At 59.9% G+C, this 15,710-nt stretch carries 11 protein-coding genes; 9 read left to right on the forward strand and 2 right to left on the reverse strand.

Annotated elements, in window-relative coordinates:
- Positions 1-46: 46 nt before the first annotated feature.
- Positions 47-1,201, reverse strand: a complete 1,155-nt coding sequence (locus tag MPN23_RS06775) for a M20 family metallopeptidase (RefSeq protein ID WP_243546938.1) — start codon at positions 1,199-1,201, stop codon at positions 47-49.
- Between the two features lie 195 nt (positions 1,202-1,396).
- Here MPN23_RS06775 and MPN23_RS06780 point away from each other — a divergent pair, with 195 nt between their 5' ends.
- The 5 genes from MPN23_RS06780 (at position 1,397) to MPN23_RS06800 (ending at position 6,952) form a co-directional block, all read left to right on the forward strand.
- A complete protein-coding gene (locus MPN23_RS06780; protein ID WP_243546939.1) occupies positions 1,397-2,968 on the forward strand; it encodes an ABC transporter substrate-binding protein in 1,572 nt (523 codons plus the stop codon).
- Positions 2,969-3,037: 69 nt separating this feature from the next.
- Positions 3,038-4,012 carry an ABC transporter permease gene (locus MPN23_RS06785; protein ID WP_243546940.1) on the forward strand — a complete coding sequence of 325 codons (975 nt, stop codon included), beginning with the start codon at positions 3,038-3,040 and terminating at the stop codon, positions 4,010-4,012.
- 8 nt (positions 4,013-4,020) lie between these two features.
- Complete coding sequence (locus tag MPN23_RS06790; protein ID WP_243546941.1) at positions 4,021-4,944, forward strand: ABC transporter permease; 924 nt, start codon at positions 4,021-4,023, stop codon at positions 4,942-4,944.
- Positions 4,941-5,906, forward strand: coding sequence for an ABC transporter ATP-binding protein (locus MPN23_RS06795; RefSeq protein WP_243546942.1), 966 nt, complete (start codon positions 4,941-4,943; stop codon positions 5,904-5,906). The genes MPN23_RS06790 and MPN23_RS06795 overlap by 4 nt, the downstream gene beginning before the upstream one ends.
- A gap of 44 nt (positions 5,907-5,950) precedes the next feature.
- On the forward strand, positions 5,951-6,952 hold the full coding sequence (locus MPN23_RS06800) for an ABC transporter ATP-binding protein (RefSeq protein ID WP_243546943.1): 1,002 nt from the start codon (positions 5,951-5,953) through the stop codon (positions 6,950-6,952).
- Positions 6,953-8,745: 1,793 nt separating this feature from the next.
- Here the strand turns inward: MPN23_RS06800 and MPN23_RS06805 are convergent.
- Positions 8,746-9,096: a hypothetical protein gene (locus tag MPN23_RS06805; protein ID WP_243546944.1), complete on the reverse strand. Its 351-nt coding sequence runs from the start codon at positions 9,094-9,096 to the stop codon at positions 8,746-8,748.
- 118 nt (positions 9,097-9,214) lie between these two features.
- Between MPN23_RS06805 and MPN23_RS06810 the strand changes: the two genes are divergently transcribed.
- The 4 genes from MPN23_RS06810 (at position 9,215) to MPN23_RS06820 (ending at position 15,172) form a co-directional block, all read left to right on the forward strand.
- On the forward strand, positions 9,215-11,005 hold the full coding sequence (locus MPN23_RS06810) for a potassium transporter Kup (RefSeq protein ID WP_243546945.1): 1,791 nt from the start codon (positions 9,215-9,217) through the stop codon (positions 11,003-11,005).
- On the forward strand, positions 11,002-11,073 hold the full coding sequence (locus tag MPN23_RS17195; RefSeq protein WP_424450071.1) for a hypothetical protein: 72 nt from the start codon (positions 11,002-11,004) through the stop codon (positions 11,071-11,073). Before MPN23_RS06810 ends, MPN23_RS17195 begins: the two co-directional genes overlap by 4 nt.
- Positions 11,074-11,139: 66 nt before the next feature.
- The gene (locus tag MPN23_RS06815) at positions 11,140-13,785 is read left to right on the forward strand and encodes a hybrid sensor histidine kinase/response regulator (protein WP_243546946.1); all 2,646 of its coding nucleotides are present in this window, start codon (positions 11,140-11,142) and stop codon (positions 13,783-13,785) included.
- Positions 13,763-15,172, forward strand: a complete 1,410-nt coding sequence (locus MPN23_RS06820; protein WP_243546947.1) for a sigma-54-dependent transcriptional regulator — start codon at positions 13,763-13,765, stop codon at positions 15,170-15,172. The genes MPN23_RS06815 and MPN23_RS06820 overlap by 23 nt, the downstream gene beginning before the upstream one ends.
- Positions 15,173-15,710: the final 538 nt, after the last annotated feature.

Below are 15,710 nucleotides of genomic sequence, written 5' to 3' on the forward strand. Positions count from 1 at the left end.
AAACGCCCCCGACCTTCCGGCCGGGGGCGTTTTCAACTTTCCTCCACTAACCGCCAAACCGCTCGAAAGCCCTGTGCAGGGCCACGGCGGTCAGCAATGTCCGCTCCACCATGGACGATTCCACCATGTATTCGTCCGGGGTATGACAATGATCCCCGGCAGGGCCGAGACCATCCAGCACAGGGATTCCGGTCCGGCTCACGAAATTCGCATCCGATCCGCCCCCGCGAAACACGTTGTCCACTGACAGGCCGAGCCTGTCGGCGGTTTCCTGGACCACGGCATACAAATCCATGATCGCCTGACTGGTCTGCATGGACGGTCGTCCGGCAAGCCGTTCCACGCGGCCGGTCACTCCCGGCGTGACCGGAGACGCGGCAAGGCGTTCCACCTTTGCCCACAGCTCCTCGCCGAGCCGTTCCTCGACAAACCGGAATTCCACCATGGCCCGAGCCTGAGCCGGAACCGTGTTCACGCCCACTCCACCTTCGATCACGCCGACATTCAGGGAAGTTCCGGCATCGGGATCGTTCAGGGCTTCAAGCTCCAGAATCCGATGCGCCAGCTCCATGACCGCACTGGATTTGGGCAGGGGGCAGGCTCCGGCATGGCACGGCCTTCCCTGCACCTCGAGGGAAAACGTGGTCCGCCCCTTGCGACCGGTCACCACTTCGCCATTCAGCTCCGCGCCTTCCATGACAAAACAGAAATCACTCTTTTCCGCTTCCTCGATAATGGTATGCCGCGACCGGATGGACCCGGTCTCTTCATCGGAATTCAGCACGAATGCCACGGACCGCCCCTTGAGCAATCCAGCCGCATCCAGTGCCTTGAGCGCATATATTCCGCACACGATGCCGCTCTTCATGTCATACACGCCCGGCCCCTTGATCAGGCCGTTCTCGCGCACGAAACAGTCAAAGCCCATTTCCGGAGGGAACACGGTGTCCATGTGCCCGCACAGCATGGCTCCGCCGCCATTGGCGCGCTCCGGGGTCTCGGCAACCAGATAATCGCCGACCTCGTCGTTTTCAATGCGCCTGACCAGCAGTCCCATCCCCTCCAATTCGGCCTGCACCGCGTCGGCAACACGATCCACTCCCGCCTTGTTCGCTGTGTGGCTGTTGATGCGCACCAGCCTTTCAAGCAGGTCGAACATTCCGGATTCATTATCCAAAAGGTACTTTTCAATCCGTTCCATGAATTCATTCCTCCGTCGGCATGAGAGCCCGGCTCAAAACGAGAATGAAGTGCGGCTTATACGCAAATTCCACCGAAAAAACGAATTATTCCGGAAAAACACCCGGCTATCGCCCATAAACCGGCACCGTATTGATTTTTAGACGAAATCATGCGATATTTACGGACTATTTCGTAAAACAACAAGGAGAGATTCATGCGGAACAAGTTACTGGCTGCCATCACTCTGCTGGCCTTGCTGCTGGTGGGCACCTCCACGGTCTGGGCCTCGACCCTGACTCTGGGACTCAAAGGAGAGCCCACATCCCTCGATCCCCATTTTCACAATGTTTCTGCAAACAACATGCAGGCCTTGTATGTTTTCGACAAGCTCATCCGGCAGGACAACCGGCAGAAGCTCGAACCCGGGCTGGCCGAATCCTGGACCCCGGTCAGCGACACTGTCTGGGAATTCAAGCTCCGCAAGGGCGTGACCTTCCATGACGGCTCGCCGTTCACCGCCAAGGACGTGAAATTCACCTTGGAGCGCATTCCTCAGGTGCCCAACAGCCCGTCCTCCTTCACCGGATTCGTGACTGCCATCAAGGAAATCGAAATCGTGGATGACCACACCATCCGCTTTCACACCGAAAATCCGGCCCCGCTGCTGCCTCGCAATCTGGCCGCCTTCCCCATCGTTTCCAAGAAAAACGCCGAAGGCAGGAAAACTGAGGATTTCAACTCGGGCGTGGCCTGCATCGGCACCGGCCCCTACAAGCTGGTCAAATGGGATCGCGGCGACAAGATCACCTATGCGCGCAACGACAACTACTGGGGCGACAAGTCTCCCTGGGAAACCATCATCATCAAGCCCATTACCAATGACGGCACCCGCGTGGCCGCGCTCATGGCCGGCGACGTGGACCTGATCAACTTCGTGCCCCCGGCGGACGTGAAGCACCTGAGCAAGGAAGAGAATCTGCACCTGTCCAAGTCTCCGTCCACCCGCCTGATCTATCTGCACCTCGACTCGGACCGCGACGACACGCCCACGGTGATGGGCAACAACGGCGAGAAGATCAGGAACCCTCTCAAGGATTCCCGCGTGCGCAAGGCCATTTCCAAGGCCATCAACCGTCAGGCCATTGCGGCCCGCATCATGGATGGTCTGGCCGTTCCCGCCAGCCAGATGGTGCCGGACGGCTACGAGGGCACCAGCACCAACCTGAAGCCCGAACCCTATGACCCCAAGGGCGCCAAGGCCCTGCTGGCCGAAGCCGGATATCCCGAAGGTTTCCGCATCACCCTGCACGGTCCCAACGACCGCTACGTGAATGACGCGGACATCGCTCAGGCCGTTGCCCAGATGCTGACCAAGATCGGCATCAAGACCGAGGTGAACACCATGCCCAAGTCCGTGTACTTCGGCAAAGCCTCGGCTCTGGAATTCAGCCTGATGCTCGTGGGCTGGGCCACGGACACCGGTGAACAGTCCAACTGTCTCGCCTCCCTGCTCCACACCTATGACAAGGAAAAGGGCTTCGGCGCTTCCAACCGCGGCCGCTACTCCAACCCGGTGCTGGATCAGAAGCTGGAAGAGGCTCTGGTCACGGTCGATCCGGACAAGCACAATCAGCTGATCATCGAAGCCACGGAAATCGGCATCAATGATACCGGCATCGTGCCCATCCACTATCAGGTCAATGTCTGGGGCATGAAAAAGGGTCTGGAATACAATGGCCGCACCGACGGCTACACCCTGTCCCGCGAAATCAGCATCGCTCAATAATCATCGCAACCGATCAACTTCCGGGGGGCGCGCACGACGCGCCCCCCGGCTTCTGGAGCGCCAAGCCACATGCTCGCTTTTCTCATCCGCCGAATCACGCAAAGCGCCGTGGTCCTGCTGGTCATGTCCGTACTGGTCTTTGTCGGCGTATTCTACATCGGCAACCCGGTGGACATCCTGATCGCACCGGACGCCACCCCGGCCGAATACGCCCGCGCCGTCAAGGCGCTGGGTCTGGACAAACCCCTGTGGGAACAATACTTCATCTTTCTCAAGGGCGCATTGCACGGCAACTTCGGCAATTCCTTCGTCTACAATGAACCCGCCCTGAAGATCATCCTGACGCGGCTGCCCGCCACGCTGGAGCTGGCCTTCACGGCCATGCTCATGGCCGTGTTCGTGGGCATTCCTCTGGGCATGGTCGCGGGCATCCAGCACGACAACTGGATCGGCCGCAACATCATGCGCTTTTCCATTCTGGGCTTCAGTCTGCCCACGTTCTGGGTCGGGCTCATGCTCATCATCATCTTTTCCGTGCACTTCGACCTGCTGCCTTCGGGCGGACGAGGCGACACCGTGGACCTGTTCGGCATCCCGGTGAGCTTCCTGTCCTGGGACGGCATCAAGCACCTCATACTCCCGGCCATGAATCTGGCCCTGTTCAAGACATCGCTGGCCATCCGGCTCAGCCGCGCCGGAGTGCAGGAAAACCTCCAGATGGACTACGTGAAGTTCGCCAAGGCCAAGGGACTTTCCAACACCCGCATCATCGGCCTGCACGTCATGAAGAACATCATGATCCCGGTGGTCACGGTTCTCGGCATGGAGCTGGGCAACCTGATCGCCTTTGCCGTTGTCACGGAAACCATCTTTGCCTGGCCCGGCATGGGCAAGCTGGTCATCGACTCCATCGGAGTGCTGGACCGCCCCATCATCGTGGCCTACCTGCTCATCACCGTGACCATGTTCATCATCATCAACCTGATCGTGGACATCCTCTACTCGATTCTGGACCCCAGAGTACGTCTGGGCGACCAGCGCTAGGAACAGACATGGCAGACACCGCAACCAACACCCCGAACACCGACCACCCCGTGCAGGGCGATTCCCTGCTGCTGGAAGCCGTCCGGGAATTTTTCGAAAGCCGCGTGGCCACCATCGGACTGGTCATACTGGTCGCGATCATCGGACTGGCCCTGCTCGCCCCGATCATCGCACCCCAGAATCCCTACGACCTCATGGCCATCGACATCATGGACTCCAAGCTGGAACCCGGCTCCAAGTCCATGGACGAATCCATCACCTACTATCTGGGCACCGACTCGCAGGGCCGAGACATGCTCAGTGCCATCATGTACGGCCTGCGCATCAGTCTGGGCGTGGGCGTGGTCAGCACCATCCTCGCCCTGATCGTGGGCGCAGCCATCGGTCTGTGGGCCGCGTATGTCGGAGGCAAGACCGACTCGTTCATCATGCGCGTGGTGGATTTGCAACTCAGCTTTCCCGCCATACTCGTGGCACTCATACTTCTGGCCATTCTGGGCAAGGGCGTGGACAAGATCACGCTGGCATTGGTCATCGTGCAGTGGGCCTACTATGCCCGCGCCATCCGCAGCAACGTGCTCGTGGAACGCAACAAGGAATACGTGGAAGCGGCCAAATGTCTGGCCCTGCCACAACGCCGCGTCATGTTCGGCCATGTGCTGCCCAACTGCACGCCCGAGCTGATCGTCATATCCACGGTCAAGGTGGCGGGCGCCATCGCCCTTGAGGCGACCCTGTCCTTTCTCGGACTGGGCATGCCCATCACCCAGCCCTCGCTCGGGCTGCTGATTTCCAACGGATTCAAGTTCCTGCAAAGCGGGTACTACTGGATCAGCTTTTACCCCGGTCTGGCCCTGCTCGTGCTGATCGTATGCATCAACCTTGTGGGCGACCGACTCCGCGACGTTCTGAACCCGAGGCTGAAACGATGAGCACTCCTCTTCTCGAAATACACGATCTCAAAACGCACTTCTTCACCCGCGCCGGTGTGGCCCGCGCCGTGGACGGCATTTCCCTGACCGTGAACAAGGGCGAAGTCATCGGCATTGTCGGCGAGTCCGGCAGCGGCAAGTCCGTGACCGGCTTTTCCATCATGGGACTGGTGGACCCGCCGGGCCGTGTGGTGGAAGGCAGCATCAAGTTCAAGGGCAAGGAACTCCTCGGCCAGAGCGAGGCGGAATGGCGCGCGTTCCGGGGAGACCATGTGGCCATGATCTTTCAGGACCCCATGATGACCCTGAACCCGGTCCTGCGCATCGACACCCAGATGATCGAGGCAATCCGTGCCCACGAACGCGTCAGCCGTGCCGAGGCTCTGCAACGTTCCATCAAGGCGCTGGCCTCGGTGGGCATTCCCTCTCCCGAGGAACGAATCAAGGCCTACCCGCACCAGTTCTCCGGCGGCATGCGCCAGCGCGTGGCCATTGCCACGGGCCTGCTCAACAACCCGGAACTCATCATTGCGGATGAACCGACAACAGCACTGGACGTGACCATCCAGAGCCAGATTCTCTCGGTCATGCAACGGCTCTGCGAGCAGACCGGCATGGCCCTGATGTGGATCACGCACGATCTCACGGTCATTGCCGGACTGGCCCATCGCGTGGCCGTGATGTACGCGGGCACCATCATCGAGGAAGGCCCGGTCGAAGACGTGCTGGACCGCCCCCTGCACCCGTATACCGAGGGCCTGATCGGGTCGGTACCCAGCCGCAACCGCCGCAATGCCCGGCTCTATCAGATACCGGGCATGACCCCGTCCCTGATCAGCCTGCCGCAGGGCTGCGCGTTCCGCATGCGCTGTCCCAAGGCAACCGAAGCCTGTCTGGAGGCCCCACCCATGGTCGAGGACGGCCCGGGCCGCCGCGTGCTGTGCTTCCACCCCAACCAGTAAGACGGAACTTGTTCTGCAACCATTTCGCCCAGCGGATATGACATATGAATCAGACTGAAACGCCTTTTCTCCATTGCCAGGACCTGAGCCGGGTCTTTGTCAAGAAACTGGACTTTGCCGGACGCATCGCCCAATCCCTCGGCTCCAGCCTGCGCGAGGAACGCGTCCGGGCCGTGGATTCCGTGCGGCTGCGCGTCATGCCTGGCGAGGTCGTGGGCCTTGTCGGTGAATCAGGGTGCGGCAAATCCACCCTCGGCCGCATGCTCTGCGGCATCCTGCCCCAATCCTCGGGACAGATATTCTACAAGGGCCACGACGTCAGCACTCTGGATCGCAAGGCGGCTCTGGAATACGCCATGAACGTGCAGATGATCTTTCAGGACCCCTTCGCCTCCCTGAATCCGCGCAAGCGCGTCCGCAAGATCATCGGCGAGGCCCCGCTCTTTCACGGCCTGACCACGAAACGGGAACTGGACGAGTATCTGGATGACATCATGCTCCAATGCGGTCTGGACCCGGTCTACAAGAACCGCTATCCGCACCAGTTCTCGGGCGGCCAACGCCAGCGCATCGGCATTGCCCGCGCCATGGCCATGCAGCCGGAATGTCTGGTATGCGACGAATCCGTTGCCGCGCTCGACGTGTCCATTCAGGCCCAGATTCTGAACCTGTTCATGGACCTGCGGGAAAAGCTGAACCTGACCTGCCTGTTCATCAGCCACGATCTCGGCGTGGTCGAGCACATCTCGGACCGCATCGCGGTCATGTATCTCGGTCGCATCGTGGAGGTCTCGCCGGTGGAGGGACTGTTCGAATCCCCCTTCCATCCCTATACCAGAGCTCTGCTCAACGAGGTTCCGCGTCTGGAAAAGCGCGGCGTGGACTTCACCCCGCTCACCGGGGAAATTCCGTCCCCGCTCGATCCGCCGACCGGCTGCCATTTCCACCCGCGCTGCCCCCATGCCATGGACATCTGCCGCAAGGAAGCACCACGCAGAAAGGATCTCGGCCCGTATCGGTGGGTGAGTTGTCATTTGCACGACTAGCGGGAGAGGGCGCGTCCCGCGCCCTGAAGAAATAGGGCTGTACCAGCTTTGTGGGCTGTGCCGGGCGAAGCAATTCGCCTTAGACTGCGCGCCAGCTTGTTCAGTGAAGATTTCGCCCTTTCCGGGCGACATTCTTTTATTCCAAGGCGGATAAAAGAATGCAAAAGCCGCCTTTTGGGATCGCCCCAGCCGTGCGCGTTTCCTACTTGATCAAGGCTGTTCTGCCGTGCGTTCGCCACAGGACCGGAGGCCTTGATCAAAGGGAAACGGTGGAAGGTGGTTGGGCCGGGGGAGCTCGTCACATCTGGAACACTGTCCCTTACCCGGATCGGATTTCGGCTCGCGAGGGCTTGGAACCAGTTGAAGCGACCGAAGCCGGGGCGATGCGGTTTCCGGAGGACACGTCGCAATCGCCCGGCGAAAGGGCGCTACTGGTTCCTGCCCGAGGGAGTCGGGAGCACACCGCGTAGAGGCTTTTTTTTCGTTTATTTTTTTGCCTCAACAAAAAAATGAACTCGCCCGGGAAGGGCGAAATCCTCACCTTGCAGGATGGCACGGCGAAAACGGCGCGGCTACGCGCCCTGAAGAGGTGGGGCCGTACCAGCTTGGACAGCCGTGCCGGGCGAAGCAATTCGCCGTAGACTGCGCACCAGCTTGTTCAGTGAATATTTCGCCCTTCTCGGGCGACATCCTTTTATTCCAAGGCGGATAAAAGGATGCAAAAGCCGCCTTTTGGGATCGCCACAGCCGTGCGCGTTTCCTACTTGATCAAGGCTGTTCTGCCGAGCGTCCGCCACTGGAACGGAAGCCTTGATCAAAGGGTAACGGTGGAGAGTTGGTTGGGCCGAGGGAGCTTGGTAGAGCCGAGGCGACCTGTCACGCCCGGAACAGTTTTCCTTACTTAGATCGGATTTCGGCTCGCGAGGGCTTGGAACCAGTCGAGGCGACCGAAGCCGGGGCGATGCGGTTTCCGAAGGAAACGTCGCAATCGCCCGGCGAGAGGGCGCTACTGGTTCCTGCCCGAGGGAGGCGGGAGCACAGTGCGTAGAGGCTTTTTTTTCGTTTATTTTTTTGCCTCAACAAAAAAATGAACTCGCCCGGAAAGGGCGAAATCCTCACCTTGCAGGATGGCACGGCGAAAACGGCGCGGCTACGCGCCCTGAAGAGGTGGGGCCGTACCAGCTTGGACAGCCGTGCCGGGCGAAGCAATTCGCCTTAGACTGCGCGCCAGCTTGTTCAGTGAAGATTTCGCCCTTTCCGGGCGACATTCTTTTATTCCAAGGCGGATAAAAGAATGCAAAAGCCGCCTTTTGGGATCGCCCCAGCCGTGCGCGTTTCCTACTTGATCAAGGCTGTTCTGCCGTGCGTTCGCCACAGGACCGTATGCCTTGATCAAAGGGAAACGGTGGGAGGTTGGTTGGGCCGGGGGAGCTCGTCACATCTGGAATACTGTCCCTTACTCTGACCGAATTTCGGCTCGCGAGGGCTTGGAACCAGTCGAGGCGACCGAAGTCGGGGCGATGCGGTTTCCGCAGGAAACGTCGCAATCGCCCGGCGAAAGGGCGCTACTGGTTCCTGCCCGAGGGAGTCGGGAGCACAGTGCAAAGGGGCTTTTTTTTCGTTTATTTTTTTGCCCCAACAAAAAAATGAACTCGCCCGGGAAGGGCGAAATCCTCACCTTGCAGGTTGGCACGGCGGAAGCGGCGCGGCTACGCGCCCTGAAGAAGTGAAATCGTACCAACTTGTCACACCACAAGGGACCTTTGTTCCTCCAGCATAACAGAATCCCGCCCCTACACCATCCTTGAAATTCTCGATTTCAGAAACGTGAACTGCCCGGCCTGAAGCAGGGCAATCTCGTTTTCCTTGGCCTGAACCTGCCGGTTCTTTTCATCCCAGGGCAAAGCCGAATTCCAGACCAGATCAATCTCGGCCTGCACCACGGCAATGCGCCGATCAATGCTCTTCAGGGAATACGTCCCGTCCGCCATGGACGCAAACGAACTTTCCTCAAACAGACGCAGAGCCTTTTCCGACAATTGCACGGTATCCCCGGATACATCTGCTTCCGATTCCCCGGCCTCCGCTTCCGCAATCCATGGGAATAGCGCGGACAGCCGTCCTTCATGAACTTCCATCAGCATGGCAACGCTCCTTGTCACCGGTCTGCCCGTCCTATCGGCAGGTCCGACCCGAAGCTTCACCCCACGGAACAGAATCCGGTTTCACCACACGGCAGACTCTGATAGAGTTTCCGGCAAGATGAGAAAAAGGCACACATCGTCCACAGCCGCCCTGTCTCTGGCCGCGCTTGGCATTGTTTTCGGAGACATTGGCACCAGTCCGCTCTATGCGCTCAAGGCGTGCTTCAGCGGCTTTCACGCCGTGCCCGCCACGCCGAACAACGTGCTGGGCGTGCTCTCGCTGGTGTTCTGGTCGCTGACCGCGGTCATCAGCGTGAAATACGTGGCGTTCGTGATGCGCGCGGACAATCAGGGCGAAGGCGGCATATTCGCCCTGTTCGCAGTCTTGCCCGAATCTTGGCGAAACCAACGCAAATGGGTGGTCCCGGCAGCCCTGTTCGGTGCCGCACTCCTGTACGGGGATGGCATCATCACCCCGGCCATTTCCGTGCTTTCCGCTCTGGAAGGATTGTCCGTGGCCACTTCGGCGGCGGATGCATACGTGGTGCCCCTGACCTGCATCATTCTGGCCGCGCTGTTTGCAGTGCAACGCCACGGCACCAGCCGCATCGGCGCGGTATTCGGCCCGGTCATGCTGGTCTGGTTCTGCGCCATCGCAATTCTGGGCATCATGGCCCTGCTGCGCCATCCCCAGACTCTGGCAGCCCTGAATCCGATGTGGGGAATGCGGTTCTTTGCGGAAAACGGCAGAGAATCCACCATCGTACTGGGCGCGGTCGTGCTCTGCGTGACCGGAGCCGAGGCCCTGTATGCGGACATGGGCCATTTCGGAGCAAAACCGATCCGGCTGGCCTGGTATTTCGTGGCCATGCCCGCCCTCGTTCTGAACTATTTCGGGCAGGGCGCCGTGCTCATGATGAACGCCGAAGCCACGGCTTCCCCCTTCTATGCCCTTGCGCCCCGCAGCCTGATCCTGCCCCTTGTGGGCCTATCCACCTGCGCCACCATCATCGCCTCGCAGGCCGTGATCTCCGGCGTGTTTTCCCTGACTCGACAGGCCATCCAGCTCGGCTACCTGCCCCGCGTGCACATCTTCCACACATCAAGCACCTCCGAAGGACAGATATATTGCCCCGAAGCCAACTGGCTCATGGCTGCAGCCTGCCTTGCGCTGGTGGCAGCATTCAGGAGCTCGGACAATCTGGCCGGGGCCTATGGCATAGCCATCACCTCCACCATGGTCATCACCACCCTGCTCTATTTCGCCTACCTCAGAAAATCGCTGGGACGCGGAATGTTGACCGCAGGCCTGATCTGTGCCGGATTTCTCGTGTTCGATCTGGGCTTCTTTCTGACGAATCTGGCCAAACTGGACGGCGGAGGCTGGATTCCCCTGACCATTGCCGGAACCATCTGCCTGTGCATGATGATCTGGGCCCGAGGGCGCGCGACCATCCGCACCAGTCTCGCACCGGAGCTCCTGCCCGAAAGCACGCTGGACGACCTGCTCCGTCAGCCGGAAATACGCCGTATTCCGGGATGCGCTGTGTGCCTCACGGCTTCGCCCCGGGGCATTCCCCCGTTCCTGACGCGCTATGTCCGACTGACGCACTCCCTGCCGGAAAAAACCATGATCTTCTCGATCATAACCGAACCCGTCCCCCGGATTCCCTCACAGGACCGCATCGTGCTCAAGGTGCTTGATCACGGCCTGTACCGGATCATCGCCAGATACGGATTTGCCGAAACCCCGAACATCCCTCTGGACCTGCTGCATGCAAATGCCTCGGGCCTTGCTGTGCATCCCGAGGAAGCGGTCTATTTTCTGGGCCGGGAAAGTCTGCTCTCCCCCAATCCCGGCCACGCTTCTGGAAATTCCTGTACCGCTTCATGTCGCGAAACAGCATGAGCCCGGCACTGTATTTTCGCATTCCCCCCGAGCGAACCGTGGAAATCGGCGTTCAGATCAGGATGTAATCCGCCCCGACTCGCAGGAGCGCGTTCTCATTGACACCGTCGCGATCCCGTCTATCTTATCCCCACATGCAAAATCTGAAATTCGCCATCACAATCCTGCTTCTGCTGGTCACCGTCCCCTGTCATGCCGGGACGGACCGCAAGCAGGTTCTGTACATAAATTCCTACCAGAACGGATACGAATGGTCCGACAACATTCTGGAAGGCATACGCCAGACCTTGCGGAAAAGCCGGTACACCGTTGACCTGCAAGTGGAATACATGGATGCCAAGAAACATCCCGGCCCGGAAAATCGCGCCCTGCTCAAGCAGCTCTTCACCCAGAAATTCCACAAGACCGATTTCGACACCGTGATCTGCTCGGACAACGACGCGTTCCGCTTCATGCTGGACAACCACAACGAACTGTTCCCCGACGTTCCCGTGGTATTCTGCGGCGTGAATGATCTGCAAATGGCCGACCTCGACAATCAGCCCCTATTCACGGGCGTTGTCGAAAAACTGGACATTCAGGGCAACATGGAAATCGCTCTGGATTTCGATCCCGGGAAAAAACGCGCCGTGGTGATCGCGGACCCGTCCCTGACCGCACAGGCCATTTCGGCCCAGATCAGAAAAAGCATCCCGGCCTTCAAGGACAGACTGGAATTCGAATTCTGGGACGACCTCTCCCTGGACCAGATGGTCAAGCGCGTCCGAACGCTCCCCGATGACACCTTTCTGTTCTTCGTTCCCTTTTACGTGGAGAATCAGGGACGTTTCCTGTCCGCAGCGGAAGTCATCAACACCCTGTACCGCAACGCCAGTGTGCCCATATACGGTGCGTGGAACTTCCTGCTGGACCACGGCATCGTGGGCGGCAGGCTGCTGAGCGGACAGGATCACGGGGCACAGGCCGCCAAGATGGTGCTGGAAATTCTGGACGGAAAAACGCCCCGAAGCATCCCGCTGGCCACAACCCAGCCAACACCCCCGACCTTTGACTGGGAAGTGCTGACCCGCTTCGGGCTGACCGAAAGCCTGTTCCCGCAGAACAGCCGCTTCATCAACAGGCCGGGCGCGACCTATCTTCTGAACAAGCGCGTGGTGTGGACCGCCGCCCTGCTCCTTGCCGGACTCATGGCCTTCACCATACTGCTGGGAGCGAGCCGCAGCCGCGCCGTGCGCGCGGAACGGGAACTTGCCCTGTCCAGAAAGATGCTCCGCTCGGTCATCGATACCCTGCCCCAGATCATCTACTGGAAGGACCGACAGGGCCGGTATCTCGGCGTGAACAGCCGATTTGCCCAATTCTTCGGCCTGACATCCCCGGAAGAGGCCGAAGGCAGAACCGGCAAGGACTTTCCTCTGGACGAAAACTTCCCCGGCATAGGCAAACAGGCGGACAGAAAGGTGCTCCAGTCCAACCGCCCCACGTTGCAGCGCGTTGCCGAGTATCAGGGCCGACCGCACCACGGCACGGCCTTTGAAGTGAACAAGGTTCCCCTGCACGACGACCGAGGCAACACCACGGGCGTGCTCTCCACGGCCGAGGACGTGACCGCGCGCCTCAGTCTGGAACGCCAGCTCATCCAGTCCCAGAAGATGGAGGCCATCGGCACCTTTGTCGGCGGCATTGCTCACGATTTCAACAACCTGCTGACCACCATCATCAATTCCACGGAACTCGCGCTCATGGACATGTGTCACAAGGATGCGGCCAGTGACGTGGAACGGGCCCACAATGCGGCCAGACAGGGCAGCCAGCTCGTCAGCCAGATTCTCACCTACACCCGTCCATCCACGGAAGGCGCGATCATGATCGATCCGGCGGCCACGGTGAACGAGGCATTGGACCTTGTTGCCGCCATGCTGCCGGAAAACATCCGCTTCACGCGCAACGTGACTCCGGGCGTGGCCCGATGCCTTGCGGATCCGTCCCAGATGCGGCAGATCATCATGAACCTGTGTACCAACGCGTTCCACGCCATGCGCCAGAAGGGCGGCCACCTCCATGCATCCATAGTGCAGGAACACCTGACCGAACCCAAGCCCGACCGGGCCGGGCTGGAACCGGGCCGCTATCTGCGCCTGAGCATCGCGGACAATGGCCCCGGCATTCCTCAGGATATTGCGGCGCGCATATTCGACCCGTTCTTCACCACAAAGGACAAGAGCGAAGGCACCGGGCTGGGGCTGGCCATTGTTCAGGGCATCGTGCGCGGCCATGGTGGCCGGGTCCGGCTTTCCAGCCGCCCCGGACGCACGGTGTTCGACATTCACCTGCCCATCCGTTCGGCAAACGTTCCCGAGGATATCGTGAGCAGCGGCCCCACGGACGGCACGGAACGGGTCCTGTTCGTGGAAGACAGCCGCGCCCAGCTCGAAGTGGTGCCGCGCGCTCTGGCCAAACACGGCTACGACGTGTCCTCTGCCGAAGGCGGGCACATGGCTCTGGATGTCCTGACCTCGGGCCTGCCGTTCGACGTGGTGGTCACTGACTACGACATGCCGGAACTGGACGGCGTCGAACTCGCCCGCACTCTGGAACAGATCTTCCCGGATCTGCCCGTGGTCCTCGTTTCCGGGCGCAAGGAAGCGGCCGCTGCGGCCAAGAGTGCCCCGAACATTGCACAAATTCTCATCAAACCGTATACGGGCCGTGCGCTCGCCCGCGTTGTGCGTGCCGCACTGGACTCGCAAGACAGCCATGACCAAGATACTGATAATTGACGACGACCCCCGCTTCAGCGAAACCATGCTGCGCATCATGGCGCGCATGGGCATGGAGGCGGCCCCGGCACTGACTCTGGAACAGGCCCGCACCCTGCTGGTCGACGACGATTTCGACCTCGTCTTTCTGGACGTCCGCCTGCCGGACGGCAACGGACTGGACGAACTTCCGGAAATACTCGGTTCCCACACCCGCCCGGAAGTGGTCATTCTCACCGGGCAGGGCGATCCGGATGGCGCGGAACTGGCCATCAAGGCCGGCGCCTGGGACTATCTGGTCAAGCCATCATCCGTGAAACAGACCATGCTCTGCGTGGAACGCGCCCTGAAATATCGCTCCCAGAAACGCGCTGCGGCCCGCTCCCTGTCCATCGACCTGCGCGGCCTTGTCGGCATCAGTCCGAAGATGAAGGCCTGCTACGACCAGCTCCGTCAGGCCGCCATTTCCTCCTCCAACGTGCTGATCACCGGGGAAACCGGCACGGGCAAGGAACTGGTCGCCCGGACCATCCACCGCAACAGCCAGCGGAAAAGCAAGGATTTCGTGCCCGTGGACTGCGCATCCCTGAAAAAGGGACTGGTGGAAAGCACCCTGTTCGGTCACAAACGCGGCGCATTCACCGGAGCGGAAAAGGACCGCATCGGTCTGGTCAAGGTCGCGGACAAGGGCACCCTGTTTCTGGATGAAATCGGGGAAATGGAACTCCCCATTCAAAAGGCCTTTCTGCGCGTACTGCAGGAACACGCCTTCCGCCCGGTCGGCGACACCCACGAACTGACCAGTGATTTCCGGCTGATCGCGGCCACGAACCGCGACCTCAAGGAAGACGTGGCCCGCGGAGAATTTCGCAAGGACCTGCTCTACCGGATCAAGACCATCCACATTCAGCTCCCGCCCCTGCGGGAACGCCCGGAAGACATCAAGCTGCTCGCGCTCTACAAGGTGAACCGCATGGCCCGGCAATACGGCAAGACCAAGACCGTGGCCCCGGAATTCTATGAAACGCTCGCGGCCCATCTTTGGCCGGGAAACGTGCGCGAACTCTTCGCCGCAGTGGAAACCGCGTTCATCCGTGCCAGCGAAACCGATCAGCTCATTCCGCACCACCTGCCGCCCGAAGTCCGCATCGCCGCAACCAAGGCGCAGATCACGGAACAGACGGCTCCGCAAGTTGCCCCGATGGCCACAGCGACCGTATCCCCGGCAGCCCGGGCCGTGCAATCCGGCCACTCCCTGAAAACGTTCAAGGTGGACATGGAGTCCGAATACCTGACGGAACTGCAGCGGGCCACGGATAACAACATCAAGGAAATGGCCAGAATTTCGGGCTGTTCCCAATCCCATCTCTACGCTCTGCTCAAAAAGGCCGGCATCTCCACGAAATAGCCGCCCCATATTCCAGCTTCCCGCACTCGCCGCCCTGGCAAATGGTCCACGCAAACCGTTTGCCAGGGTTTTTCCTTTCCGCTTTTTCCGAAAATCTCCGCAATGCCCACGGCAAGTCCCCTTTCCCCCGTATCTTTCTCTTTTTTCAGAACAATAAAAAATAATATCATCAAAACCGGGATGATAGATAACAATTGATATGAGGAGAGTTCCGGCACGAAATAAAGCCAGTCTGCAGAATGCAGGCAAAAAGACTTTTATTCAAGCATGATACAAAAAGCATCCTTTTTTCCACTTTTTCATAAACACCCCCTGCGTCCGGGATTCCGGACAGGCATCCCAACTTTTATCCACTTGAAATTGTTGTCATTTGATTTGGCACGATACTTGTTTAAGCAAATCCAATCAGAAAAGCCCCTCGGACAATGCAAGCAGGGAATTCGCAAACCTCGCAAACACGTCCTTGGGTGCCCGACGCAGCGGCCCCGCAATCCGCTCTTCGGGAACCAGGCAGCCCGCGCGGCATATCGTCAACCTG

Source organism: Pseudodesulfovibrio tunisiensis, assembly GCF_022809775.1.
Taxonomy (GTDB): domain Bacteria; phylum Desulfobacterota; class Desulfovibrionia; order Desulfovibrionales; family Desulfovibrionaceae; genus Pseudodesulfovibrio; species Pseudodesulfovibrio tunisiensis.